Consider the following 23763-nt stretch of genomic DNA (forward strand, 5'->3'; position numbering starts at 1 on the left):
TCCCATCCTAACCCACGTGAGCGAGGTGTGAGGGCGATCATGATCAGATCCAAGTTAACGGAAGCACAAACTGCGATGGGAAACGAAGAGGTCGCCCTGTGCCAAAGGGTTTTTGATCGCGTCAGTTCAACACGACAGATCGTAGACGTCGAGGATCGCCAGGAGCTTGCCAGCCGAATTATCCACTCGTTTCAGCACGGGATGAAAGACGAGGACGCTCTGGTGCGGCTGTTGATCTGAAACTCTTAGCGAGAAGTGAGCAGGAATGCCTGGCACTGGTCGATATTGACGTGGTTCATCGACGCCACATATCGGAACGTCAACCCTTACGGAGTTGTGCATGTGCCGCCGCATCTACATTGATCGATCGTTTGACTCAATGGCAGAAACTTTCAGCTTTGCTAAGCGGGATAAGGTTGATGACCTTGGCAACCGCCTCCCGCGTTACAACGGCGCTCCGGCCGAAGTTTACCACATCATCATCCAAGACAATGAACGGCAGGGAGGTGAGTCGAAACCTGCTTTCGCTATCGCCCGCTGGGGCTTCATGCCGGCGTGGATCGACCCACGCAGACACGCGCCGGCAATCGTCCGCGGTGATATAATGGCAACTCATCAGATGTTCCGGGAAGCTTACCGGTCACGCCGCTGCCTGGTCCCGGTCAGTGGCTTCATTGAATGGAGCGAGGGCAACCAGCCGCATGCTGTCACGTTGAAGGATCGGTCGACTTTCGCTCTAGCAGGGATCTGGGAGGTTTGGCGTCATCCGGTCGGCATCGACATCCGAACCTTCGCCATCGCGACCTGTGAACCCAACGAGCTGATCGCGACAATCCATAATCGCATGCCGGTAGTGCTTCGCCCCGAGCATTATGAGCGATGGCTGTCCGCAGCTCCAGACCCACGCGACCTGATGAAGCCGTTCGATCCCGTAGCGATGACGATGTGGCCGATTGCGCGCCGCATTAGCACTAGGAGAAACGGTGGACCTGAGGTCTTAAGTCGAGTTGATTTCAGCGGAAAACAGGCTCGGCAGAGAATTAGCAAGTTCAGGTAAATTGACGATTTTCCGAACCATGTCATCCTTTAACAAGCCGCTTCCCCTCGTTGCGGCGCGCCACTGATGAGTTGGACATCATTGACACGAAATGCCCCGTCCCGGCGGGGCATTTTGCTGTTCAAACCGGCACTGCGGGAAGGCTTCGCACGAAGCAGCGCAGCGAGTGGTGCGACGGTTTTTTCGACCCCGTCTGCGTTCTAAGGCTCCGAAGCTTGCCCCGCCGGTGCGATGCACCATCGGCGTTTCATCGGACTAGCCGACCCAACGCGCCGCAAGCGACTGGTGACGCAGGAAATTGCCGATGGCATCGGCGGACATTGGGGCGCCCAACAGGTATCCTTGTAGCCGGTCGCATTTTTCTCTTCTGAGCCATGTCGCCTGACCGACCGTTTCGACGCCTTCGGCCGTAATCCGCATCCCCAGCCCATGTGCAAGCCCGATGACGAAGCGCACGATCGTCTGGCTCTTCGGGTTGGTCTCGATGTCCTTGATGAAATGCCGGTCGATCTTGATCGTATCGAACGGAAAGTTCTGTAGGTAGCTGAGGGATGAATAGCGGGTGCCGAAGTCGTCGAGCGCGATTCGGACCCCCAGGACCTCGAGGGTATGGAGCGTATCGAGATTGTTGGCGGTGCGCTCAAGCAGAACAGTTTCGGTTATCTCGATCTCCAATCTCTCTGCAGGAAACCCAATCTCGTCGAGAATTCCGGTTACCCGATCGGTGAAGCCGTCGAGGAGGAATTCTGCCGGCGAGAGATTGACCGCCACGACGAAATGCGTGGGCCACGTCGACGCCTCGCGACACGCCTGTTCAAGCAGCCACGCTCCAATATCTCCCATAAGGCCGTCGGCTTCGGCCATCGGGATGAAAACACTCGGCGGAATTACTCCGGCATAAGGATGGCGCCAACGCAACAGCGCCTCGAAGCCGACGATTCCATCCGATGCCTCCACCAATGGCTGATACTCGATGAAAAACTGCCGCTCCTTGAGGGCCACACGCAAACTGCGCCGCAGCGTCTCACGCTGCTCCAGCATGATCATCATCGAGCGGTTGAACGTTCGCGCCCGGCCGCGGCCATCGTTCTTGGCAGCATAGAGCGCAATGTCGGCTGCTTTCATCAACTGTTCGCCGTCATTGCCATCAGTCGGTGCAATGGCAATTCCGACGCTTGCGCCGACAAACACATCGATCCCGTCGATGGTGAATGGCTCTTTGAACGCCCGGACCAGGGATCCAGCGAGTTCTTCCGCCTCCGCAGGTTGGTTCCGACGCCGCTGAATGACCGCAAATTCATCGCCGGCAAGTCTGTAAGCTGTCTCGCCGCCGCGCAGTACGGACTGGATGCGTTCCGCGGTCATCTTGAGCACCACGTCGCCGGCGCCATGGCCAAGGGTGTCGTTGACGGGTTTGAAGTCATCGAGATCTAACAGCATCAGCGCGAGCTTTTGACCCTTTGGCACGGGAAAGCCGGTCTCGAGATCGCTGCTGAACTGCCGGCGGTTGGCCAGTCCCGTCAGAACGTCATGCCTGGCCTGATGAAGAAGAAGGGCGCGATCGGCTTCCCGAGTCGACGCCTCCGAATTCGCGCTTCGATCGCGCGTCTCGATGACCCCAAGGCCCCGTTCAGTGCCGAAAACGAGAAGACTGCGACTGTCGCCGGACGAACTGGATGCGATCTCGATGTTGCGAGGCAGGCCGCCGGCGAGCGCGGCTTCAATCATCGATCTGGCGCCAAGATCAAGGAGCTCCGGATATAGATCCCATAGGGTCGCACCTGGAGCCGCTGCAGTTTTGTAGGTCTTCGAAACCGCCAGAGAGCATTTGGCAAGTTTCAGGCTATTGCCATAAAACGACACGAGCTCATCAGGTTGACCGGACATAGGCGCTCCGCGTTGGATCTTTCATCTCCCAACTTGTTGAGTCATGTGCGAAAGCTAACATGGCAGCAGAAATATTCAATCTTGCCCTGTGGATATCAAAAGTACGGCCTGCCGCTACAGGCGGCCTTCTTCTCTTGAAATAGAACGTGAACAGTCGTGCTGCGGCCACACCGCGCTCGCGGGCGAGCACCAGCAAGTTTGAACGTCAATAAGCTCCGGGATCAAGCCGCTCGATGTCGCCTGTCAGAAGGCAGTGACGGAACTTCCAAGACGATAGTTCCGACTGCTGCCGAGCCTTGACTGATGATTCATCGGCGCCACTTATCAAACTCGATCCTGTACGAGACCTGCGCATGTGTCGCCGCATCTACATTGATAAATCGTTTGACGAGCTGGTGGAAAACTTCAGTTTTGCTGAGCGGTGCAAGGTCGATGACCTTGGCAACCGCCTCCCTCGTTACAACGGCGCTCCGGCCCAAGTTTACCACATCATCATCCAAGACAATGAACGGCAGGGAGCTCGGTTGAAACCTGCTTTCGCTATCGCCCGCTGGGGTAATATCGCGCAATTGCGCCGCTGGCCGGCGGGCTTTTTTTCGGCATATCGGAACCGCACGGGGACATGTCAGGTTAGGTCTCTGGATCGCGGGAGAAAGTAAGTACTTTCAGATCGCACCCGCCTTTTCGCCTAGCGATCCACCCCATCCCAGAGTTGGGTCGTGCGGAGGTAAGTTTCCCAGTCTGCTCCCAAAGCGACGCTCCGCGCGGCCCGACGCCTTAAGAAATCCTGCAGATTGAACCATTGCATTCCCGCCCTACCTTTAGCATAGGGGAGTGAGGGCGTTATGATCCTGTCCCAGGTATTCCAAACCCAGAGCGTTTTGAATGATAACGAAGTCGCCCTTTGCCAAAGGGTGTTCGATCACGTCGTGTCGGTGAATAAGATCACCTCGGATTCGCAGCGCCAAGACCTCGCCTCTCGGATAATCCAGTCTTATCAACATGGCGTGAAGGATGAGAATGGATTGTTGAGGCTGCTTATCGATGTTCGATCGTAGGCCGACTAGCATTCCAAGTCCCCTTTAGTCTCGCCGGTCTTTGATCGTCTGACGACGGTGACCCAAGAAGCCGTTCGTACTCGGCTTCCGGAGCGCCGTAACAACCGTCGGCAACATCGAGGAGAACCTGTCGGTTCAGAATTTGGACGTTCCCTCGCGTCGACTTGATGGCGTGCATACCCTCAAGGATGTGCAGATGGTCGGTGACACCGGACCGCCTTACGCCAAGCATCAACGCCAAAAACTCGTGAGTAAGGGGCATATCGTTCACGAGAAGGCGGTCATGGCACATGAGCAACCATCTCGCGAGGCGCTGATGCATGTTGTAGCGGCCGGCCGCCAAAGCCGAATGAGCAAGTTGCAGCTCCCGGGTGTGAACGTAGCGGAGAAAGATCAGCCGAGCTGCCTCGTCGCGCAAAAGCGACAGGAAACGGCTGGTGGGGAGTTCTAAGCCGTTGCCTGAAACCTGCATGAAAGTCTGGTTTGGCGTCCGATCGACGCCGAGCACAACCGAATATCCGCTGATCCCTTCGTATCCAATCTGACCCACCTCGATGCCTATCCCATTCGGAGCCACGGCCACCATCGACCCTAGGCCGCTTTCGATAAAACAAACGTGCTCAATGGGTTGATTCGGTTCAACAAGGGACCAGCGGACCGGAAGATCAACGGGCGTCAAGTCTGATGCGATATGGTCAAAAGCCTCCTCTGGAAGCCTTCGCAGCAACTTGTTCCTGGTATCTTTTTGCGCAATTTTCGTCACAGCGTCGCCTCCGTGTGTCTGCGTTGGCATACGATCATTTGCCGATTCAGACCCATTCGCCCTCTTAAACGCACGAGCGAGGCAATCGATACTGTTTTAATCCAAATTGCTAATATGCTCCACCCAGCGGAACCTGCATGTGAAAAATTGGTTTGGCGACAAACTACACGGAACTGCCACGTGTGTAAGCCTGGCCTGGAAGCCTCATTCTCAGTCGCCAACGTGGAGGTGATTGCCAGACGTGGAGCGACTGGAGATGAGGAGTGCAACCGTTGCCCACCTATTATCTTGACATTAAACACGCTGGCTACGTCGTGCCCGACCCTGACGGTGAGACATTCCTGGACCTGGACGCGGCAAGAGAAGAGGCCGGCGAAGCTCTCAGAGAACTCGTTGGCAGGGCCATCTTATTCAATAAGGCGGAATTCCCGCAGGCAATCGAGATTCGGGACGTCCATGGTCATCTGGCTGCCGAAGTTCATATCGATGCAGCGATACCCCAGATCGCGCATCGGAACCGAGATCGATGATGTCAGCGTTCCATTCACCAATGATCTCCACCCAGTGCAACAGCCCGTTGCACTCGTCGTCAGGCGTTGTTTTTCGCCAGCGACGCAATGATGGCGTCGAGCCGCCGGGTGGTTTCCTTCGACGTCTCGCGGTGCTCTTCAAGATCCTTGATGCTGGATTCCAGTCGATGGATATGCCCGTCGAGATCGGAGCGACGGACGTACTCGTCACGAATCCTATTCAGCCGGTCATGCAGGACGTCATCACCCGCTTCGATTTTCCCCGATAGTCGTTCATCCATCGCATTGATCCGCGTCTTGATGTTGTTGAAGGTCGCAAAAACGATGCCTCCGACAAAGGTCGACACGGTTATCATGGCCCCGATAAGCCATCGAATATCATCTGGCATTGCTTTTCCCATCGAAGTTCGGGGTTGATTGAGTGCCGATCTGGCGGGCGTTGAAATCGTCGATATGGTCGGCGCAGCGGATCACCCGCGCGTTGGCACGATCAAGGGCGGCGCGCTCCCGATCGAGAGCGGAGAGCTTCTCGGTGCCCTCGGTGAGCGCCGCATGGGCTTCCTGAACTGGAGCCAACAAGTATCGTTCCGCAATGGGGAAAAGTGCGGATGTCATCGCGACAATGACGACAAGCGTGTCGGTCAACCCGCGGCTACTGCGTTTCCTACTGTCAGCGCCACAGTGCCTGCCGGCCTTGACATGCGACCAATCTGTATTCCTGTGTTGGTTCTCCTCATTCCATATCGGTCGAGTAGGGGATTTCGGCTTCCTTCAAAGCCAACAGGAACAACTCCCGGGCGCTTTCGTCTGAAGCATGTCCGTCCTCGACGCCTTCACAGGCTTCGAGGGCCGCGATGTAAGCCTTTCCCTCAGAGACCGGCCAACGGGCCGATAGGAGATCGAACGCCTGTTTCGCCGATCTGACGGTGGTCGGCTTTTGCAGACGTAGAATAACGACACTCTTCCACAAGACACAGGCTCCATCGCCAGCGGGCAACCCACTAACGGGCGCCCGCTTCACCCCGACCTTGGTCTACGACGAAGGTTCCTCACGCTTGTTTTCAGCCATCCGGAGGTCGAGCGCCTGTCGCAACTGGCCCGCTGACATGTCTGTGTTTGCACTCAAAAGATCGACGGCGGCAGCGTATGCGGCTTGCGCGCAATCCCCGCCTGCGTCGATGGAGTTCGCGTCGCACCAATCGGCTATTACCTTCGCGAGCATCTCGATATGCCGCTCGGAGAGTTCCGGAAGATTTAAGAGGTTTAGAGACATTGTTTGTGGCCTCACCCAAGGCAAGAGCACGTCTGATCTCCCAATCGGCATCGCCCTGCTAGATCGCCGACTGGAGTACTATACCCTTTATTCGGCGCAATGGTATGGCGATCCGCAAGGGGCAGAATTCCACGGAGTGGCAGCGGCCCCGGCCAATCGGGTGACACTCGCATCGGTCCGCCGGCCGTCAACATCTCGCAATGTCTGGTGGTGGCGGCCCGCCGGCGTGTCCAGCTTATCCGCTCACGCACATGCTGGTCAGGAGGTCGATAAGCGCTAGATTAGGAGGGCAGGGAACTCGCGCAAGCAAACGGCGTTCCCCGAATATCTTCTTCCGCTCGGTTGTCGGCGACATCCCAGCCCATTTCCAGGTCCGCATGACGACACAGCAGATCATCGCATTTTCTGTCATCGGGCTCATGATGGCGGTCTTCATCTGGGATCGCTTCCGCTATGATGTCGTTGCCTGTTGCGCGCTCGTTCTGGCGGTCGCGACCGGGATAGTCCCGCCGGAAAAAGCATTTTCCGGCTTTTCGGATGACATTGTCATCATCGTTGGCAGCGCCCTGATCGTCAGCGCGGGCGTCGCCCGGTCGGGCATCGTCGACGCCGCGATCAAGCGATTTTTCCCAAACCTCAACACGTTTCATACCCAGCTCGCGCTCCTGACGATCGCCGTGGCGTTGCTGTCCGCCTTCATCAAGAATATCGGCGCGCTCGCCATCATGATGCCTGTCGCCTTTCAGTTCGCAAGAAAATCCGGCGTTTCTCCCTCGAAATACCTGATGCCGATGTCATTCGCCGCCCTGCTTGGCGGACTGATGACGCAGGTCGGCACGTCGCCGAACATCGTCGTATCGCGGCTTCGCCAGGAGATGACGGGAACATCCTTCACCATGTTCGACTTCACGCCGACAGGTGCGATCCTGACGGTCGTCGGCATCACCTTTCTGTTGTTCTTCCATTGGCTGGTGCCGAGCCGCACCAAGCAGGACCACGCCATCGAAGATGTCGTGGAGATCAAGAATTACACGAGCGAAGTCGCAATCACCGACCAGTCGACGCTGCTTGAGCGGGCGCTCAGCGACCTCGTGAAGCTCGGCGATGGCGAGGTCATCGCCACGGCCGTCCTGCGCGGCGGCACCAGGAGGGCGCCGTTTCCTGATCTGACGCTCCGCGCAGATGATATTGTGATGCTGGAAGGCCCCTCGGCAGCAATAGACCGCATCGTATCACAAGGGAAATTGAAGCTTTCCGGCAAGCCCTTGACGAAAGATGGCCTGCCGGACAGGAACATCATTTCGCTCGAGGCGATCGTCAGCCAGGACTCGTCCCTCACTGGTCTTTCGGCCAAGGAGCTGGCGCTTTCCTACACGCGCGGGGTCAACATTCTGGCGATCAGCCGGCATGGCGAACGCCTCAAGGAACGGCTGGGCAGCTTGACCCTCGGCGTCGGCGACGTCCTCCTCCTGCAGGGCAGCCGGGCAAGCCTGGCCGCACTTCTGCAGGATTTTGGGCTTTTGCCGCTCGCCCAGAGGGAGGTGATGCTCGGCACCCGACGCCGTGCCTTCATTCCGCTGCTGATCCTGGCCCTCGCCATGGCAACGACCGCCGTCGGCCTCGCGCCGGTTCCGGTGGCCTTCTTCGCAGCGGCGCTGGGCATGGTCGTCTTCCGGGCCATTCCACTGACGGATATCTATAAAGCGGTCGACGGGCCGATCCTGGTCATGCTCGCCGCCCTTATTCCCGTCTCGGATTCCTTGCGCACCTCCGGCGGCAGCGACGTGATCGCCGGCTGGCTGGGTGCGGTGGCGATGAACCTGCCGGCATGGGGGGCACTCGGCCTGATCCTGGTCAGCGCCATGGCCGTTACGCCCTTCCTCAACAACGCCGCCACCGTTCTCGTCATGGCGCCGATCGCCGCGAGCTTTGCAACCAGTCTCGGCTTCAGGCCGGAAGCCTTCCTGCTGGCGGTCGCAATTGGCGCCGGCTGCGACTTCCTGACCCCGGTCGGCCATCAATGCAACACGCTGGTCTTCGGTCCCGGCGGCTACAAGTTTTCCGATTACCCACGTCTCGGCCTGCCGCTGTCGGCATTGATCGTCCTTGTCAGCGTGCCCACGCTGCTTTTTGTCTGGCCGGTGAATTAGGCCGCTGGGACGGCAGCCGCAGCCGGTTTGAAAAGCCATGGACAAGAAGCGAATCGGGGAGGGTGTTTGCCCTCCCCAGATTTGATCAGGCGACCTCGGTCGCAAAGCGCTGAAACAGCGGTTTCAGGCGGGGGTGGCGTGCCGCCGGCGGCGGATGAATTTCAATGGCCCGACCGGCCCTTGCCTCGCGTCGCAGCCATTCGCTGATGGTTTCGGCGCTGGTATGATCCATGTAATGGAGGTCCTCGCCGACAATCTTGACCTTGCGGCCCTCGGGCAGCTGCTCGAGCGTGTTGAGCAGAATGGGAACATCCTTGCAGGTCGCTGCGCCGCCGAGCCGGACATGGATTTCCTCGTCTATCTCGGCGTGTCTGATCGCGAGTTTGCGCCTGAGGTAGGGCACGATCTCGATGATCGACAGCGCCAGGCCGAGTGCGACGCCGACCAGCAGGTCCTGCAGGACGACCATGGCGACGGTCACAGCCCAGATGCCGACCGGGACCAACCCATGATGTTCGAACAGGTGTCTGACATGGCGCAGGCTGATCAGCCGCCATCCGGTGACGAGCAGAACCGCGGCGAGGGCCGACAAGGGAACCAGGGTCAACAGGCTTGGCGCCAGCGCCACCAGGCCCAATATCCAGATCCCGTGGAAGATGGCGGAGGCCCGCGTGCGTGCGCCGGCCTGGAGGTTGGCCGAGGAACGGACGATGACGCCGGTGATCGGCAATCCGCCGAGCAGGCCGCAGAGCCCGTTGCCGACGCCCTGGGCAAACAGCTCCTTGTTGAATCGGGTGCGCACGCCGTCATGCATCCGGTCGACGGCGGCGGCCGAGAGAAGGGTTTCGGCACTCGCGATGACGGCAATCATCACCGCCATGAGAATGACGCCGGGCTCCAGCAACCGGGCGAAGTTATCCATCGTCGGCAGTGTGATGCTGTCGACCAGCGAGGCGGGCACCTCGACGCGCGCGATCGGCAATTGCAACGCGGCGGCAAGAACCGTCGCCGCCGCGACACCGACCAGCGCTCCTGGAACCAGCGCAAGGGATTTCGGGCGGCACTTCTCCCAGCACACCATTGCAAGCAGGGATATGAGGCCAACCTTCAAAGCGGTTGCCTGGCTCGTCAGGCCAGTTCTCCAAAGACGGGCGAGACTGTCCTCCATCGCCGCGACGTTCTCCATCCCGCCGGCAGCGGGCTTGGCATCCATCAGCACATGAATCTGCCCCAAAATGATCAGAATGCCGATGCCGGCGAGCATGCCGTGAACGACGGCCGGCGAGATCGCCCGGAACCAGGAGCCGACCCGCAGGAACCCGCCGGCGATCTGCAGGAAGCCGACGGCGATCAGGACGGGGGCGAGCATGGCGACGCCGTATTCCTCGACGAAGCCGAAGACGATGACAGCAAGTCCGGCGGCAGGTCCGGAGACCTGCAGCGGCGAGCCCGACAGAAAACCGACGACGATGCCGCCGATGATGCCGGAGATCAGGCCCATCGACGCCGGCACGCCGGAGGCGATGGCGATCCCGAGGCACAGGGGGATGGCGACGAGAAAGACGACCAGCGAGGAGGCGAGGTCGCGCGAAAAGGTGGAGCTCACTGCTGTCATGGCGCTACTCCGCGGCAAGCATTGCTGCGATTTGCGGCATGACATGCGGCCGATCGCGGCCCGTCACTGCAACCGGCAGCGGCTCTCCCTCCTGCGGCACCGTGAAGGTCGCTTTCGCCCCGTCATAGACCTGGACTTCGCCTGTCTCGATGTCGAAGAACCAGCCATGAAGGGTGATCTCGCTGGTGGCGAGTTTTGCGGCCACGGAAGGATGCGTCTTCAGGTGATCGAGCTGAACGACGACGTTTTCCATCGCCACGGCGCGCACGCGGTCACTCTCGGAAAGGTCGTCCGGATAGGCCCGGCAGACGATCGAATGGGCGGCGTGGCTGTGGCGCAGCCAGGCTGCGACATTGGGCATCGGCTCGAGCAGCTCCGGATGGCACAGGCCCTTCATGGCGCCGCAATCCGAATGGCCGCACACGACGATGTCGCTGACGCCGAGCGCCAGGATCGCATATTCGATGGCGGAGGAGACGCCGCCGTTGAGGGTCGAGAAGGGCGGTACGATGTTGCCGGCATTGCGGCAGACGAAGAGATCGCCGGGACCGGCCTGCGTGATGGTTTCCGGCATCACCCGGCTGTCGGCGCAGGATATCATCAAAGCCTGTGGTTGCTGGCCTTCCCTCGCCAGCTTGCGATAAAGCGCCGACTGGTTGGGAAAAACCGCGCCGCGAAAACTGGAGATACCTTTCAGGAGATCACCCATGTTCGGATCCTCTTTCTGGCCGGACGTCGGACTGGGAGGAATGTCTCTCGTCCGGCGGGTTACAGAAGCGAGTTGTTCGCAGGTGCGAAAAGAACAGCAAAAAGTGTGCGGTGCAACCAGCCGATGCGAGCTCGCGATCAACAACACGTGAGGAGGGTGCCGAGGTCCGACGAGGGCTGGCCATTCTTTCGGCTGGAACGCAAGGTCAGCAATGCATCATCATGTCGGCCACAGTGGTGATCTTTGCCTTCGCCCGGAAGCCGACAGTCGGGTGATCACCTCGAGTGCATAGTGGCGCCACAGCCGGCCATTCCCGCAAGTTCTGTTTGCCTCAGGCCCGACTCGCCCGAACGCTCAGCCACCGATCATGGGGCCTTCCGACGTAGCGACGTATATCGCTGACGATCCAGCCGGCGTCTGTGAGTGCCGACCGCAGGGCAGGCTCGCGCCAGTAGGTCTCGACGTAGCGCCGAGGCGCTGCAGCACTGCCGTGTGTGGATAGATCCTCGCCGTCGCCCTCCCGAACCGAGACGTGCAGTCGGCCACCGGTCCGGGTCACCTCGGCAAGCCGTCCAAGCACCGTGCCGAAATCCCCGCGCGCGACATGAATCAGGCAGGCACAGGCCCAGATCCCGTCGTACGGCATGCCGGGACGCTGTGGATCGGCCAGGTCATCGGTCAGCGGGTCCAGCAGGTCGGCCTCAAAGCCACTTTCGCGCAGCAGTTCGACGAAACCCTTGGAAATGTCGGTGCGCCGGACGCTGATTCCCCACTTCTCAAGCTCCAGTGCGTCTCGCCCGCCGCCGCTTCCGATCTCCAGCACCCTGCTCGAGCCGGGGAGCTCGGTCACGAACGCATCGATCTCGGTCGCGACCCATTCGGGCATCACCGCGGCCTCGGCAGCGTACTCCGCCGCGGCCGCATCATAGGACCGTACGGTATCCAGGTCGGTGCTCATCCCAGCGCTCCTCCTTCAAGAGGCCCAATCAGCGAGAGGCCCATCAGCCCGTTGCGCCCTTCACACTTCGGCAGTCGGTGACATCGCGGGCGATCTACTCCCCAGCTTTAGCAGAAATGAGGTCAGAAACACCACCGACCGACTGCAAATGCTGCCGGGCGGCAATGCTCCAATTGCGATCATGGCCGGCGGCGCTGTAGAGTTCGCGTCCATGAGCCAAGCTTCCTCGCGCCCGCGCCGCAGGAGGGTTGTCGGCCGTCGGCTGGGGTTTTGTCGCCCAGCCATCTCAGCCGGGAAGTACCTGCAACATTCAGGAGGACGCATGACGAAGCATCGCATCTATTCGGTCAGCGTCGCGAGCGTCTATCCCCACTATATTGCCAAGGCGGAGAAGAAGGGACGCACGAAGGCGGAAGTCGACGAAATCATCTCTTGGTTGACGGGCGATAGCCGAGAGGCTCTCGACGATCAGTTGGCGCGGAACACCAATTTCGCGGACTTCTTTGCGCAAGCCCCTCAGATGAACCCCTCCCGATCGCAGATCACAGGCGTGATCTGCGGCGTCCGCGTAGAAGAGATCCAGGAAACGACCATGCGGGAAATCCGCTACCTGGACAAACTGATCGACGAACTCGCCAAGGGCAGGGCGATGGAAAAAATCCTGCGAAAATAGAAGCCTAGGTTTGCTCCCGCTCGACGGCTCGAATCGATGCCCGAGACGAACGGAACACCTTCGCCCAGCTGGATGAGCGACGGGGCCGTGGCATGGGTTCGCATTGGCTGAAAATCAACTGAGTGGGGAAAAAAGCCCCGCCAAAGGGGGCGGGGCAATTGAGTTTTAGCGTATTCCGGAGCCGCGAACCGAGGGTACACGGTACATAGAAGGATGACATACTTCTAAAAATGGTCAATTCACCTAAACTTATTAAATTCAACTGATGGTAGTATTTACTCTTACTCCGTTTTTGAAAGTGGGATGTGATCGCACTGGAATGAACACTCGTGCTATTCCGTCCGAGCCACGCCTTCGCGAAACCTTGCCGCCATCTGGAGGTCTGGACAGCAAAATGCCCCGCCAGGGCGGGGCATTTTGTATAAGCTGATACCGCCTTATCAGCGATGTTGCCGCTATTAGGGGAGCGGCCGGTTATAAGAGTTGCATATTTCGGAAAATCGTCAATTTGCCTAACTTTGCTAATCCTACTGCGCAACCCGTTTTGCGTTGAGATCGACTCGACTTAGATTCTCCGGTCCGCCGTTTCTGAAATTGCTTACGCGGCGCGAAATCGGCGACGTCGTCAACGTCGAGGCGCCGAACGGCTTCATGAGATCGCGTGGATCTCGATCTGACGACAGCCAACGGTCGTAATCCTCGGGGCGAAGAACGACCGGCATGCGATTGTGGATTGCGGAGATCATCGCGTTTGAGGGGCAGGTGACGACAGCGAATGTCCGGATTTCGATGCCGGCCGGGTGGTGCCAAACTTCCCAAATGCCGGCGAGAGCAAACATCGATCGGTCCTTCATGGCGACAGCGTAAGGTTGCTTCTTGTCAGACCCGTCCGCCCATTCGAAGAAGCCGCTCACCGGAATCAGGCAGCGGCGCGTCCGGTAAGCGTCCTGGAACAGCTCATTCGAGGCAATCTCTTCACGACGCGCGTGGACCGGCGCTTGGCGACGCGGTTGGCTCATCCATGACGGAATAAGGCCCCAGCGAGCGACGGCGAACGCGGGCCGTGGCCGGAGCCGCTGCCGTGCCACGTCCTGAATGATGACGTGGTAAACCTCGGTGGGGGCTCCATTGTATCGAGGGAGACGGTCGCCCAAATCGTAGACGTCGCCTCTATCAGCGAAAGCGAAATTTCTCGCCATCTCGTCAAACGATTGATCAATGTAAATACGGCGGCACATGCACAACTCCGATGCGTTACCAGACATTTCGATATGTGGCATCGATGAATCACGTCAACATCAAGTAGCGCGCCGTATTGCCCCCCCACTTTTCACAAAATGTTTCCGATAAACAGCCGTACCAGAGCATCCTCGTCTTTCACTCCATGCTGAAACGACTGGATAATTCGGCCGGCTAGTTCCTCACGATCAGGGTCGGTCTTGAGCTGTCGCAAAGAACTTACGTGATTGTAAACCCTCTGACACAGTGCCACCTCAGAGTCGTCCAACACGTTCTGTTCTGTTTCTAATGGGAACATCATCGCCCTCACTTCCCGGCATGGAGATGGTAGAGGAGATTGGCACGCCTCTCATAACACATCGTCGTGAACCCCAGCTGAACGGTCCTCGGTTCAATCACACCAATCAATCGGCTGCTTCGGGCTCCATGTCCTGGCAAGGCCCTCACGCAGCAGCTTCTTGCCGATTACTTCACCGTTCGTTCGGTAGATGTTGACGAGCGGCCGGTGCGTGGGTGTCTTGTCCACCGAGCCGCTGAACACGACTCGCAATCCCTTTTCGGCCAGAAGCTCTTTCAATCGTCCCTTGGCGATCAACGCGAGTTTCCGTTCTTTCAAGCACTTCGCGTGCGATCCAATCTCCGGAGTGTCGATGCCTGAGACGAACGGGACGCCTTCCCCCAACAGCCGCATATTCTGCCCGTCGCATTTCACCGTATCGCCGTCGACGACGGTCAGCGAGGCGCAAAGGATCAATCCTGCGATCATCAATAGCAGGTGGTCCTAACCTGACGGACTGGGCCACCAACCCAAGTGCTTTGCCGGGTCGACGTGCAGGTCGTCGGCGTATACGTGGGCTGCTGTCGCTGCATTCCTTGATTGTAACCCTGTCCGCCGGCAATAAGCGCGTCCCCCATCGCTCAGCACCTATCGCAGCGGTCGCGGCGGCGACTGGCTGAGATCAAATGCATCCAGAGCGACGGCTTCGCGATCGTCGGTTATCAGCGCTCCAACGCGGCGTTCGGGAATATCGGCGCCCTGCTGCTTGCGGCGCGAAAGGACGGTCAGCTCGTCTATGTCGGATCGGTCGGAACTGGCTTCAAGGCAAGCGAGGCGCTGGAGCTCCGCGCGGCGATGGACAAGCGCAAGGTGTCAGCACCTGCAGTGAGGTATACCGGCCAGCGCAAGAACCTGATCTGGATCAAGCCGTCACTCGTCGCCGAGATCGAATATCGTGACTGGACGCATGACCGGAAGCTGCGGCATGCGTCATATAAGGGGTTGCGAGACACGACAGAGGAGATGGCGGTTTGTGAGATCGAATAGAAGACGAATACTATTGTTGGTGACTTGCGGCGTGTGGACGTTGTCACAGCAATGGTAATTAAGTAGACTTAGTTGGAAGCCGATATCTAGGGCCATTAGTGATGTTTTACTGTCTTAATAAATCCCCTGACGGGGAGACTTCAGTTTTTATAAACAGGACGATGGTCCAACGCTACACGACGCCAGCAGAGCCGCCAGTTTTAACGATGAGGGAGCCCAAGTCAGACCCTTCCGTGTTCTGTGGACCAAAGCTGAAATTCGCCCGTGCGATGAAGCATATCCGGGAGGTCGAATTCTTAATCGCTTCGAGGAACGCTGAAGATTACTACGGTTTGACCAAAGAAATGGACCCAGAAACTGGCGATAACGTCTACCGCGTAGTCATTAAAAAACCTGAGAGGCCCGATGAATACAGTTCAATCATTGGCGACGCCGTTCACAATCTTCGGTGCGTTCTAGATTATCTCGTGTGCGACCTCATTCGATCCAATGGCAATGAACCAGGTGGAAACAGCGGCCTTCCGATCGACAAGCGCCCTTATCGCTACAAGCCCGGACGCGTGCCGAAAATATCCGGCGTGAGCCCAAAAGCCGAAAGGATCCTTCTTCGTCTTAAGGCCGGGCCCCAGATAAATAGAGCGCTTTATGCTTTGCATATGCTGGACATCATGGACAAGCACAATACGATTGTGACGACAGCCGCTGCGACAGTGGATATCACTGCAAAAGTCGGCATTCCCGGTTTTTTTAAAGGCGCCGATGGCAACATACGTGTGCTCGGCCCTGGCCCCGGCGGCGTTCCGTTTATGGTAGATGCCGGAATACCCGCTCAATACCGAAGTGTTTTCCCGCTTGCAAATAACATGGAGATCTACAGATCTCCAGCTGGCTTTCTTGAAGAAATTTCAGTCGACGTAGATGTGGTGTTCGGTCGCGGCGAGCTAACGACAGGTGCGGAAGGGCTGCCAGTAGTAACAATTCTTCTGGAGCTTGCATCTTTGGTTGAGCGTACCATCGAGCTGCTTGAAAGGCGCGCTATATGATGCGACGGCTTCGGCCAAAGTGTGTCAGCTGCCCGCCCGAAGCCGAGTGGGTTTCGCATCACGCTGTCCCATCCACATCGCCATCCTGCACCGGCAGATAGGTGTTCTTCTCCATCCACTCCCGGACGATATACCTGCTCAGACTGATAGCTGTAATTAACCCCTAAGAACGGTTTCCAATTCACCTTACGTTCCGGTGTTTTCACGGGTGGCGGAAGCTTGCCATTGGAAACGACTTTCCTTGTTTGTCAGGCTATGCACGGTTTCCTTGATTACTCTTAATCCGCGGGTCGTAGGTTCGAGCCCTAAGTCACCCACCAGGAGCCTCTTGATATCATTGCGTAATTCGCGAATGTGACGTGGGCTTTTTGTTGTCTGGTATCCAACAATTTGCAAACGGTTTCCAGCTCGCGGCGCGGAAGGGGATAATCTGATCAATGTCGGGGGAGTTGGAACCGGTTTTAACGAACGGTCCGACCTCTTACAATTTGTTGACTGACCCGTATTTGAGCAATAACTTATGAACCCGGTCATTGGGCTTGTCCTCACATGACGGATCGATTTCTTCAGCGTCGCCTTGCTGCCATCGTCGTTGCCGATGTGGTGGGATATTCACGCCTGATGGAGGCTGATGAAGTCGCAACGCTTGATAACCTCAGGGAACTCCGTTCTGGCGTCATCGAGCCGGCTGTGATGCGCCATAACGGTCGCATCTTCAAGGTCATGGGCGACGGATTCCTGATCGAATTCGGTAGCGCGGTGGACGCGGTCGCTGCAGCGTTGGAAATGCAACAGACCACCACTGCTATCGAGGCTTCCGGAAACCGGCGCCTGCTTTTGCGTATAGGCGTCAATCTGGGAGATGTCATTGACGATGGTTCAGACATCCTCGGCGACGGCGTCAATGTCGCGGCGCGCTTGGAGACGCAGGCCGCACCGGGAGGTATCTGCATTTCAGGCAGCGTTCACGGCGAGATCGTCGGCAAGATTGGCGACCGGTTCTTCGACGCAGGCGAACGCTACCTGAAGAACCTGACTCGCCCGGTTCACGTGTGGCATTGGCCGGATGCGCTGCAGAGCATATTGCCGCTGCCCGACTGTCCCTCGGTCGCTGTCCTGCCGTTCACGAATATGAGTGGGGATGAAGCGGACGCGCCTTTCGTCGACGGCCTGACTGAAGACCTGATCACCGACCTTTCCCGTACGGCTGGCCTGTTCGTCATCGCGCGCAATTCCGTGTACGGCTACAAGGGCAAGCCGGTCAACGTAAAGCTGGTCGCCCAGGAACTCGGCGTCCGCTACGTCCTGGAGGGGAGCGCCAGACGCGCAATGGGCCGTGTCCGCATCAACGCCCAACTGGTCGATACGCTTGACGGCGGGCACTTGTGGGCCGAGAGGTTCGACCGGACAGTGGAAGATGTTTTCGAATTGCAGGATGAAGTTAACGCCAAGATCGTTGAAGCCCTCGTCGGCCGGCTGACCATCCCGGCGCCGCGCAATCGGCCGAAGAACTTCGAGGCGTACGATCTGTGTGTGCGCGCCCGCCTCCTGACGGAAGAGTCGCCGCAAACAGAGCGTGAGGCCTATATGCTGCTCCAACGCGCGGTCAAGCTCGATCCATCATATGCCGAGGCGCTCGGTCTGCTCGCCTATAACCGTTGGCTTGCCTGGACTCATTTCGGCGAGCCCGAAGATCCTAACCGTCGGATGGCGGTGACATCAGCGCAGAAAGCGGTAGCCTTGGATCCCAACGATGCCGGCTGCCGTTACGTTCTGGGTACCATTTTGGCTTATGAGCGGCGATGGGAGGAATCGGATGCCGCCTTCGCCAAGGCCCTGGAGCTGGACCCCAACCACGCCGACACCTGGGCCGCCATGTCTGATATGTCCGTGCTGGACGGCAGGGTTGCCGACGGACTGGCGCAGATCGAAAAAGCCCTGCGGCTCAATCCCCATCCAACCTGCTGGTATCTTTGTCATCTTGGGCAGGCGCAGTATGCCGCGCGTGACTATGAGGCGGCAATCGCTACGCTCCGCAGGAAAGAAACCTATCGTACCAACTCACGCAAATTCCTGGCTGCTGCGCTTGCGCAGTTGGGCCACAGCGAGGAGGCGCGGCGAGAAGCAGAATTGTTTCTGATCTCCCACCCTCATTTCACCATCGCCCATTGGCTCAGCTCCCAGCCGCTGCGCGATGCAGCTGTACGAGACCACTTCGTCGACGGCTTCCGAAAGGCCGGCCTGCCGGAGACGTGACAGCGGATGAGGCCAATCCCGACGCGTTCGAGGACTTGATCAACGGACATGCGCTGCGCAAGAACGGCGGTCTGGATCGCAGTGCCCATCTTCTTCAGACGCGCCACAAAACGCGTCAACCAGCCCGGCGCAAAGATGCCGTTGCCGGCCGAGAGCCCGTAGGTCGGTGGGCGAACGGGCTTTTTGCAGCGGATTGCCGTCACGGAACGGCGGCGCTTGAACGATTGCCGTCTATCCAGACGCTTTCGACGGGCGTCGCCGAAAGAGCTGATCCCAGATGTCGTACCCCGCAGGGACAATCCCGATCAGGAGTGCAGCGGCCAAATCGAACCGTGGAACAAACGCCAGGATGACCGCGCAGAAGGCGACAAACGTCACGAATGCAAATATTGCAAAAAGCCGGCTTCTGTTCATCGGTCTTTCCTTTCGGAATGGGCCAGACACTGCGTCATCTCTGTCCTCCATAGAGTAGATCAGGCAGCATGTAGACGATGCTCGGGAACAGATAGATGACCACCATGCAGAGAATGACGATCAACATATACGGCATCATGCCGCGGAAGATGTCGGCCAGTTTGACATGCGCAGGCGAGACGCCCTTCAAGTAGTATGCCGACATCGCCATGGGTGGTGACAGGAAGGCCGTCTGCAGGTTGATTGCCACGAGGATACCGAAGAACAGCGGATCGATCCCGAAATGTGGCAGCAGCGGAATGAAGATCGGGATGAAGATGACGATGATTTCAGTCCATTCCAGAGGCCAGCCGAGAAGGAAGATGATGATCTGGGCCAGAATCAGGAACATCAGCGGCGACATGTCCAGGCCGGTCACGAAGTCACTGATGAACTGTTGGCCGCCGAGATAGGCGAATACCGATGCGAAGGTCGCCGAACCGACGAACAACCAGCAGACCATCGCGGTCGTTCGCGCCGTCAGATACACCGACTCCTTCAGTCGCTGCCAGGTCAGCGCCCGATAGGCCGCAGCAAGCGCCAGTCCCCCCAATGCGCCGATTGCGGCGGCTTCCGACGGCGTTGCCAGGCCAAAGAGAATGGCACCCAGCACCGCAAGAATCAGAAAGGCGAGCGGCGCGAAGGATGTAAGCATCATCCAGGCGAGTTGGACCGGCGTGTGCTCGCCCACATCTTCTTTCGTTGGCCGCGGCGCCAGTTGCGGCTGCAGCATTGCTCGCACCACGACATAGATGAGATAAAACCCCGCCAGGGCGAGGCCGGGCAGGAGCGCCGCCGCATACATTCGGACAACCGAGATCCCGGAGGTGGCCGCATAGACGATCAGCAGGATGGAAGGCGGGATCAGGATCCCGAGCGTGCCGCCCGCGCAGATCACGCCCGTCGCGTAGCGCACGTCATACTTTGCCTTCAGCATCGCTGGCAGGGCGAGCAGTCCCATTAACGTCACCACGGCCCCGACGATGCCGGTTGCCGTGGCAAAGAGTGTGCAGGTGGCCAGGGCGGCGACCGCCATCGAGCCGGGCACCTGGCGCGTGACGCTGAATAGCGTCGAGAACAGCCGATCGACGATGTTGGCTCGCTCGACGATGTAGCCCATGAACAGGAACAGCGGGATAGCCGTCAGCACGTCGTTCTGGATGACCGAGTAGGTCTGGTTGACGAACAGATCGAAGATCCGGTTGTTGAAGAAACCGCCGATCCAGGTCTGCGCCAGTGTAAAGGCATCGCCGCCGGATTCGAGCGCGCGGTCATAGCCGCGCCACATGCGGCCGGCATCGTAATAGGCATAGTATCCGAAGCCGACACCCAGAGCCATCAAGGTGAACGCCACCGGGAAGCCGAGGAAGATGGCGAGGATCAGGATGAGGAGCATCCCGACGGCGATATGTGCATCCGTCATTGAGTGTCCCGATCCCGTGGTTCACGTCCAGCGTCAAGTTCCCGCGACGGAAGCAAACCCTCGTCCTCGGTCTTGAGCACGTCCAGGCTTTTTGTTTCCAGTAGTACCTTTTCCAGTTCTTCGACATCTTCCGCCTGCTTTGGCCATTCGCCCGTCCTTATGCAGAGAATGCAGCGGAAGACCTGCGCCACGCCCTGCAGGAACAGGAGAATGCCGGCGGCGACGATCACGGCCTTGAACTGGAAGATCGGCACACCGGCGGGACTGTTGGAACTGACCTCCAGGTAGCGCCAACTGCGTGCGGCATATTTCCAGCCCGAGAACACAAGCGCGGTTATCCCGGGAAAGAAAAAGATGAAGTACAACACCAGTTCCAGCCTGGCCTGTGTGCGCGGTTTCCAGAGCCGGTAGATGAAGTCGCCGCGCACATGGCCATCACGCGAGAGGGTATACGCTCCCGCCATCATGAAGATCGTTCCATAGAGCATGTAGCTCAGATCGAAGGCCCAGGGGGTCGGCGCGCGAAAGAGGTAGCGTGCAACAACCTCATAGCCGACGCCGAAGGCCATGATGAGTATCCCCCACGCGAACACCTTGCCGAACCACGCCGACAAATCGTCGGCGAATGCAATGTAACGGAGCATGCAAGCGCCTCCCTAACCTCGATGAGGGACGAGGCCCGGAAATACCGGGCCTTCACCAACTATTTTCCGAGCTTCAATTTTCCGGGAAAATAGTGCTCATAGGCGAGTGCGAGATCGGCGGAGTTCATCAATTCGTAGTACACGACCCTCTCCACCCACTGCCGCTGACTGTCGAGCACCTTCTTCATGAACGCATCCGCTTCAAGCGTCGGGATGATAGCATCCCAGGCCTTCAGTTGCGCATCCAGGATTTCCTTTGGAGTGCGGTGCACGGTCACGCCATGTTCGGCCTGGAGTTTTTGAAGGTCGCTTGAATAGTTGTCCATCGCGGACGCTGTTATCGCCGTACTTGCTGCCTCCACGCCATATTCCAGGATCGCCTGCAGATCCTCGGGAAGGTCGTCAAACACATCCTTGTTGAAGAGGAACTCGAAAGATTCGCTTGCTTGATGGTAGGACGACAGGAAGTAGTTCTTGGCGACATCCTGCGAACCAAACCGTATGTCAGAGGAGGGATTGTTGAACTCGAAGGCGTCGATGACACCTCGCTCCATTGCCGGCACGATCTCGCCGCCCGGAAGCTGAGCGACGCTCATGCCCATGTTCTGCATGAGATCGGCGGCGAGCCCGACCGTACGATATTTGAGGCCGTTGATGTCGTTCACGGTCGCGACCGGGTTCTTGAACCAGCCGAACGGCTGCGCGGGCATCGGGAAGCCATAGAAGCCGTAAACGTTCAGCCCCATGATGTCCTGGGTGAGTTCCCGGTAGAGATCCTTGCCGCCACCTTGATGGAACCATCCGAGCATGGTGGTTGCGCTGCCGCCAAATACCGGCCCGGTACCGAAGAGGGAAGCTGCCTTGTGCTTTCCGTACCAATAGACGGGAACGGTGTGGGCTGCGTCGATCACGCCATCATTGACGCCGTCGAGCACCTGAAACGCGCCGACGACCGTACCGGCAGGCATTAGTTCGAACTTCAGGCGTCCGCCGGACATTCGTTCGACCCGTTCGACGTACAGGCGGGCAAAATCCATCCAGATGTCCGACGCGGGCCAGGATGTTTGCATTTTAATGACGGTGGGTGCCTGGGCCAGCACCGCCGGGGCGGCAAGAGCCCCAACTGCGGTTACTCCAGCGAGCGTAGATGCTCCCAGCAACTCTCGACGCGATACTGCCTTTTTGTTCATTTCTTCCTCCCTGGATTGTAGTCGAATTCTCCCTGCATTTCCTGATGGTCTGTTCGGTTGAAGAGGAGGGCTCCCAACCTTTTCGCGACCAGTATCAACAACTGATTGTTCTCATTTGTCTATTATGCACACTTTTTGCAATTCTGACAGACGTTCAATTGTTGTTGATCACAGCTTGTGGCTGTGGTCCATCGGCCAAGGCACAGTACCGCTACTCCGCGTTGTCCGGACTACCTCGGCTTAGCTGGTTTTGGCGCCCCAAGCAGACAATGAGGTACCTCGCAGGAACGTCGACTCCTGACCAGCCCATACAAATAAGAGGCAAGTGCGCTGCAGAATGGCGGAGATATCTGCGCCTGCGCGGGGTCTGTCGGCGGGGACCAAATTGGCGTAAGCTGTGCGGGAGGTACACCATGCCCAGCAGCATCACTGCAGCTATCGTCGCGCTCGTCGTTTCGCTTGGCAGCCCAGCGCGGGCGGAGATCCTGATCGGAGCGGCAGGCCCGGTCACAGGACCGCTTGCCTGGATCGGGGAGCAGATGCAGCGCGGCACAGAGATGGCCGTGGCCGACATCAATGCGACTGGCGGCGTGCTCGGGCACCAGGTGCAACTCATCACGGTCGACGACTTTTGCGATCCCGAGCAGGCTGTGGCGGCCGCCCAGAAACTGGTGGCTGACGGTGTGGTGCTCGTCGCCGGGCATTACTGTTCCCAGGCCTCGATCCCGGCATCCAAGGTGTACGAGGCCGCGGGAATTCTACAGATTTCACCGGGTTCGACCAATCCGCTGTTGACCGAACAAGGTCGTGCCAATGTTTTCCGCGTCATTGGTCGCGACGACGCGCAGGGGGTGGTAGCCGGCAACTATTTGGCCGATCGTTGGGGTGACAAGAAAATAGCGATCCTTCACGACAACACCACCTATGGGAAGGGGCTCGCCGACGAGACCAGAAAGCAGTTGAACAAGCGGGGTGTCACCGAAGCGATCTACGAGGCCTTCACCCCTGGGAAGAACGACTATACGGCCGAGATCTCGGCGTTACAGAGCGCCGGCATCGCCGTGTTGTATGTTGGCGGGTATTTGCCCGAGGTCGCGCTTATGGTTCGCGCTTCACGAGACCGCGCCTACGCACTTCAACTCGTCTCAGGCGATGGCATGGCGAGCGAGGACTTTGCACTGATCGCCGGATCTGCCGCCGAGGGGACGCTCTTCACGTTTAGCGCGGATCCACGGCGCGTCCCTCAGGCGGCTCAAGTCGTCGAGCGTTTCCGTGCCGAGAATTTCGAGCCCGCAGGCTACACACTGCTCAGTTATTCCGCCGTCCAGGTCTGGTCGCAGGCGGTGAAGAAGGCCGGTTCTCTGAGGCCGCAAGAGGTGATCGCCTCAATGCAAGGCAATCAATTCGAAACGGTAATGGGCCGGGTCGATTTCGACGACAAGGGCGACCTCACTGTGCAAAGCTGGATTTGGTATGTCTGGAAGGGTGGCGAATACGTGCCGCTGGAATAGTCAACCG

25 protein-coding genes and 2 pseudogenes are annotated in these 23763 nt (G+C 58.6%); 11 read left to right on the forward strand and 16 right to left on the reverse strand.

Annotation, left to right across the window (positions count from 1 at the left end; genetic code table 11):
* Positions 1–39 precede the first annotated feature (39 nt).
* Together A7X77_RS04060 and A7X77_RS04065 are read left to right on the forward strand one after the other, a co-directional pair.
* Positions 40–240 (forward strand): hypothetical protein, encoded by a 201-nt coding sequence (locus tag A7X77_RS04060; RefSeq protein WP_064681741.1) that lies wholly within the window; start codon positions 40–42, stop codon positions 238–240.
* A 100-nt stretch (positions 241–340) separates the two neighbouring features.
* On the forward strand, positions 341–1057 hold the full coding sequence (locus tag A7X77_RS04065) for an SOS response-associated peptidase (protein ID WP_064681742.1): 717 nt from the start codon (positions 341–343) through the stop codon (positions 1055–1057).
* 255 nt (positions 1058–1312) lie between these two features.
* Here A7X77_RS04065 and A7X77_RS04070 read toward each other — a convergent pair whose 3' ends face one another.
* The gene (locus A7X77_RS04070) at positions 1313–2944 is read right to left on the reverse strand and encodes a putative bifunctional diguanylate cyclase/phosphodiesterase (RefSeq protein WP_064681743.1); all 1632 of its coding nucleotides are present in this window, start codon (positions 2942–2944) and stop codon (positions 1313–1315) included.
* 353 nt (positions 2945–3297) lie between these two features.
* Here A7X77_RS04070 and A7X77_RS32940 point away from each other — a divergent pair, with 353 nt between their 5' ends.
* Positions 3298–3603 (forward strand): hypothetical protein, encoded by a 306-nt coding sequence (locus tag A7X77_RS32940; protein ID WP_245293703.1) that lies wholly within the window; start codon positions 3298–3300, stop codon positions 3601–3603.
* Positions 3604–3789: 186 nt separating this feature from the next.
* On the forward strand, positions 3790–4002 hold the full coding sequence (locus tag A7X77_RS33765) for a hypothetical protein (RefSeq protein ID WP_064681745.1): 213 nt from the start codon (positions 3790–3792) through the stop codon (positions 4000–4002).
* Here A7X77_RS33765 and A7X77_RS04085 read toward each other — a convergent pair.
* Positions 3983–4765: a Crp/Fnr family transcriptional regulator gene (locus A7X77_RS04085; protein WP_245293704.1), complete on the reverse strand. Its 783-nt coding sequence runs from the start codon at positions 4763–4765 to the stop codon at positions 3983–3985. The genes A7X77_RS33765 and A7X77_RS04085 overlap by 20 nt on opposite strands.
* Positions 4766–5037: 272 nt before the next feature.
* On the opposite strand from A7X77_RS04085, the gene A7X77_RS04090 reads away from it, so the two are divergent.
* Positions 5038–5295, forward strand: a complete 258-nt coding sequence (locus A7X77_RS04090) for a DUF6894 family protein (RefSeq protein WP_156668077.1) — start codon at positions 5038–5040, stop codon at positions 5293–5295.
* A 59-nt stretch (positions 5296–5354) separates the two neighbouring features.
* Here A7X77_RS04090 and A7X77_RS04095 read toward each other — a convergent pair whose 3' ends face one another.
* The 4 genes from A7X77_RS04095 to A7X77_RS04110 all read right to left on the reverse strand — a co-directional run bounded on the left by A7X77_RS04095 (position 5355) and on the right by A7X77_RS04110 (position 6568).
* Entirely contained in the window at positions 5355–5696 is a 342-nt protein-coding gene (locus tag A7X77_RS04095; protein WP_156668078.1) for a hypothetical protein, read from the reverse strand.
* Positions 5674–5940 (reverse strand): hypothetical protein, encoded by a 267-nt coding sequence (locus A7X77_RS04100; protein ID WP_064681749.1) that lies wholly within the window; start codon positions 5938–5940, stop codon positions 5674–5676. Before A7X77_RS04100 ends, A7X77_RS04095 begins: the two co-directional genes overlap by 23 nt.
* An 88-nt stretch (positions 5941–6028) precedes the next feature.
* Complete coding sequence (locus tag A7X77_RS04105; RefSeq protein ID WP_245293705.1) at positions 6029–6316, reverse strand: DUF982 domain-containing protein; 288 nt, start codon at positions 6314–6316, stop codon at positions 6029–6031.
* Positions 6317–6328: 12 nt separating this feature from the next.
* A complete protein-coding gene (locus A7X77_RS04110; RefSeq protein WP_064681751.1) occupies positions 6329–6568 on the reverse strand; it encodes a hypothetical protein in 240 nt (79 codons plus the stop codon).
* A 377-nt stretch (positions 6569–6945) separates the two neighbouring features.
* Here A7X77_RS04110 and A7X77_RS04115 point away from each other — a divergent pair, with 377 nt between their 5' ends.
* Complete coding sequence (locus tag A7X77_RS04115; RefSeq protein ID WP_064681752.1) at positions 6946–8718, forward strand: SLC13 family permease; 1773 nt, start codon at positions 6946–6948, stop codon at positions 8716–8718.
* 85 nt (positions 8719–8803) lie between these two features.
* On the opposite strand, the gene A7X77_RS04120 is transcribed toward A7X77_RS04115, so the two are convergent.
* The 3 genes from A7X77_RS04120 to A7X77_RS04130 form a co-directional block, all read right to left on the reverse strand.
* Positions 8804–10333: a SulP family inorganic anion transporter gene (locus A7X77_RS04120; protein WP_064681753.1), complete on the reverse strand. Its 1530-nt coding sequence runs from the start codon at positions 10331–10333 to the stop codon at positions 8804–8806.
* A 4-nt stretch (positions 10334–10337) separates the two neighbouring features.
* Positions 10338–11042: a carbonic anhydrase gene (locus A7X77_RS04125; RefSeq protein ID WP_010058543.1), complete on the reverse strand. Its 705-nt coding sequence runs from the start codon at positions 11040–11042 to the stop codon at positions 10338–10340.
* A 331-nt stretch (positions 11043–11373) separates the two neighbouring features.
* On the reverse strand, positions 11374–12000 hold the full coding sequence (locus A7X77_RS04130; protein ID WP_064681754.1) for a class I SAM-dependent methyltransferase: 627 nt from the start codon (positions 11998–12000) through the stop codon (positions 11374–11376).
* Positions 12001–12322: 322 nt separating this feature from the next.
* Between A7X77_RS04130 and A7X77_RS04135 the strand changes: the two genes are divergently transcribed.
* Positions 12323–12673, forward strand: coding sequence for a DUF2200 domain-containing protein (locus A7X77_RS04135; protein WP_064681755.1), 351 nt, complete (start codon positions 12323–12325; stop codon positions 12671–12673).
* A 527-nt stretch (positions 12674–13200) separates the two neighbouring features.
* On the opposite strand, the gene A7X77_RS04140 is transcribed toward A7X77_RS04135, so the two are convergent.
* The 3 genes from A7X77_RS04140 to A7X77_RS04150 form a co-directional block, all read right to left on the reverse strand.
* The gene (locus tag A7X77_RS04140) at positions 13201–13911 is read right to left on the reverse strand and encodes an SOS response-associated peptidase (protein WP_064681756.1); all 711 of its coding nucleotides are present in this window, start codon (positions 13909–13911) and stop codon (positions 13201–13203) included.
* A 92-nt stretch (positions 13912–14003) separates the two neighbouring features.
* Positions 14004–14210, reverse strand: a complete 207-nt coding sequence (locus A7X77_RS33770) for a hypothetical protein (protein ID WP_064682300.1) — start codon at positions 14208–14210, stop codon at positions 14004–14006.
* Between the two features lie 93 nt (positions 14211–14303).
* Positions 14304–14678, reverse strand: a complete 375-nt coding sequence (locus A7X77_RS04150; protein ID WP_064681757.1) for a thermonuclease family protein — start codon at positions 14676–14678, stop codon at positions 14304–14306.
* Positions 14679–14832: 154 nt separating this feature from the next.
* On the opposite strand from A7X77_RS04150, the pseudogene A7X77_RS31930 reads away from it, so the two are divergent.
* Positions 14833–15236: pseudogene (locus A7X77_RS31930) on the forward strand (non-homologous end-joining DNA ligase); the annotation flags it as partial.
* Positions 15237–15505: 269 nt separating this feature from the next.
* Positions 15506–16279 (forward strand): hypothetical protein, encoded by a 774-nt coding sequence (locus tag A7X77_RS04160; protein ID WP_197486784.1) that lies wholly within the window; start codon positions 15506–15508, stop codon positions 16277–16279.
* A 58-nt stretch (positions 16280–16337) separates the two neighbouring features.
* Here A7X77_RS04160 and A7X77_RS33775 read toward each other — a convergent pair.
* A pseudogene (locus A7X77_RS33775) lies at positions 16338–16415 on the reverse strand (CopG family transcriptional regulator); the annotation flags it as partial.
* A 413-nt stretch (positions 16416–16828) separates the two neighbouring features.
* On the opposite strand from A7X77_RS33775, the gene A7X77_RS04165 reads away from it, so the two are divergent.
* On the forward strand, positions 16829–18535 hold the full coding sequence (locus A7X77_RS04165) for an adenylate/guanylate cyclase domain-containing protein (RefSeq protein ID WP_064681760.1): 1707 nt from the start codon (positions 16829–16831) through the stop codon (positions 18533–18535).
* A 448-nt stretch (positions 18536–18983) separates the two neighbouring features.
* Here the strand turns inward: A7X77_RS04165 and A7X77_RS04175 are convergent, their stop codons facing one another.
* The 3 genes from A7X77_RS04175 to A7X77_RS04185 are packed head-to-tail and all read right to left on the reverse strand — an operon-like array spanning position 18984 to position 22245.
* Complete coding sequence (locus A7X77_RS04175; protein ID WP_064681762.1) at positions 18984–20411, reverse strand: TRAP transporter large permease; 1428 nt, start codon at positions 20409–20411, stop codon at positions 18984–18986.
* A complete protein-coding gene (locus A7X77_RS04180) occupies positions 20408–21055 on the reverse strand; it encodes a TRAP transporter small permease subunit (RefSeq protein ID WP_064681763.1) in 648 nt (215 codons plus the stop codon). Before A7X77_RS04180 ends, A7X77_RS04175 begins: the two co-directional genes overlap by 4 nt.
* A gap of 59 nt (positions 21056–21114) precedes the next feature.
* Positions 21115–22245 carry a TRAP transporter substrate-binding protein gene (locus A7X77_RS04185; RefSeq protein ID WP_064681764.1) on the reverse strand — a complete coding sequence of 377 codons (1131 nt, stop codon included), beginning with the start codon at positions 22243–22245 and terminating at the stop codon, positions 21115–21117.
* Between the two features lie 413 nt (positions 22246–22658).
* Between A7X77_RS04185 and A7X77_RS04190 the strand changes: the two genes are divergently transcribed.
* Entirely contained in the window at positions 22659–23756 is a 1098-nt protein-coding gene (locus tag A7X77_RS04190) for a branched-chain amino acid ABC transporter substrate-binding protein (protein ID WP_064681765.1), read from the forward strand.
* Positions 23757–23763 lie beyond the last annotated feature (7 nt).

Origin of the sequence: Rhizobium bangladeshense (assembly GCF_001662075.1) — a bacterium.
Taxonomy (GTDB): Bacteria; Pseudomonadota; Alphaproteobacteria; order Rhizobiales; family Rhizobiaceae; genus Rhizobium; species Rhizobium bangladeshense_B.

What these genes read in the sequence shown, in the direction of transcription:
- A7X77_RS04060 (WP_064681741.1), top strand. Translation starts at nt 40, where the DNA reads ATGATCAGATCCAAGTTAACGGAAGCACAAACTGCGATGGGAAACGAA.
- A7X77_RS04065 (WP_064681742.1), top strand. Translation starts at nt 341, where the DNA reads ATGTGCCGCCGCATCTACATTGATCGATCGTTTGACTCAATGGCAGAA.
- A7X77_RS04070 (WP_064681743.1), bottom strand. Translation starts at nt 2,944, where the DNA reads ATGTCCGGTCAACCTGATGAGCTCGTGTCGTTTTATGGCAATAGCCTG.
- A7X77_RS32940 (WP_245293703.1), top strand. Translation starts at nt 3,298, where the DNA reads ATGTGTCGCCGCATCTACATTGATAAATCGTTTGACGAGCTGGTGGAA.
- A7X77_RS33765 (WP_064681745.1), top strand. Translation starts at nt 3,790, where the DNA reads ATGATCCTGTCCCAGGTATTCCAAACCCAGAGCGTTTTGAATGATAAC.
- A7X77_RS04095 (WP_156668078.1), bottom strand. Translation starts at nt 5,696, where the DNA reads ATGGGAAAAGCAATGCCAGATGATATTCGATGGCTTATCGGGGCCATG.
- A7X77_RS04110 (WP_064681751.1), bottom strand. Translation starts at nt 6,568, where the DNA reads ATGTCTCTAAACCTCTTAAATCTTCCGGAACTCTCCGAGCGGCATATC.
- A7X77_RS04115 (WP_064681752.1), top strand. Translation starts at nt 6,946, where the DNA reads ATGACGACACAGCAGATCATCGCATTTTCTGTCATCGGGCTCATGATG.
- A7X77_RS04120 (WP_064681753.1), bottom strand. Translation starts at nt 10,333, where the DNA reads ATGACAGCAGTGAGCTCCACCTTTTCGCGCGACCTCGCCTCCTCGCTG.
- A7X77_RS04125 (WP_010058543.1), bottom strand. Translation starts at nt 11,042, where the DNA reads ATGGGTGATCTCCTGAAAGGTATCTCCAGTTTTCGCGGCGCGGTTTTT.
- A7X77_RS04130 (WP_064681754.1), bottom strand. Translation starts at nt 12,000, where the DNA reads ATGAGCACCGACCTGGATACCGTACGGTCCTATGATGCGGCCGCGGCG.
- A7X77_RS04135 (WP_064681755.1), top strand. Translation starts at nt 12,323, where the DNA reads ATGACGAAGCATCGCATCTATTCGGTCAGCGTCGCGAGCGTCTATCCC.
- A7X77_RS04140 (WP_064681756.1), bottom strand. Translation starts at nt 13,911, where the DNA reads ATGTGCCGCCGTATTTACATTGATCAATCGTTTGACGAGATGGCGAGA.
- A7X77_RS33770 (WP_064682300.1), bottom strand. Translation starts at nt 14,210, where the DNA reads ATGTTCCCATTAGAAACAGAACAGAACGTGTTGGACGACTCTGAGGTG.
- A7X77_RS04150 (WP_064681757.1), bottom strand. Translation starts at nt 14,678, where the DNA reads ATGATCGCAGGATTGATCCTTTGCGCCTCGCTGACCGTCGTCGACGGC.
- A7X77_RS04160 (WP_197486784.1), top strand. Translation starts at nt 15,506, where the DNA reads ATGAAGCATATCCGGGAGGTCGAATTCTTAATCGCTTCGAGGAACGCT.
- A7X77_RS04165 (WP_064681760.1), top strand. Translation starts at nt 16,829, where the DNA reads ATGACGGATCGATTTCTTCAGCGTCGCCTTGCTGCCATCGTCGTTGCC.
- A7X77_RS04175 (WP_064681762.1), bottom strand. Translation starts at nt 20,411, where the DNA reads ATGACGGATGCACATATCGCCGTCGGGATGCTCCTCATCCTGATCCTC.
- A7X77_RS04180 (WP_064681763.1), bottom strand. Translation starts at nt 21,055, where the DNA reads ATGCTCCGTTACATTGCATTCGCCGACGATTTGTCGGCGTGGTTCGGC.
- A7X77_RS04185 (WP_064681764.1), bottom strand. Translation starts at nt 22,245, where the DNA reads ATGAACAAAAAGGCAGTATCGCGTCGAGAGTTGCTGGGAGCATCTACG.
- A7X77_RS04190 (WP_064681765.1), top strand. Translation starts at nt 22,659, where the DNA reads ATGCCCAGCAGCATCACTGCAGCTATCGTCGCGCTCGTCGTTTCGCTT.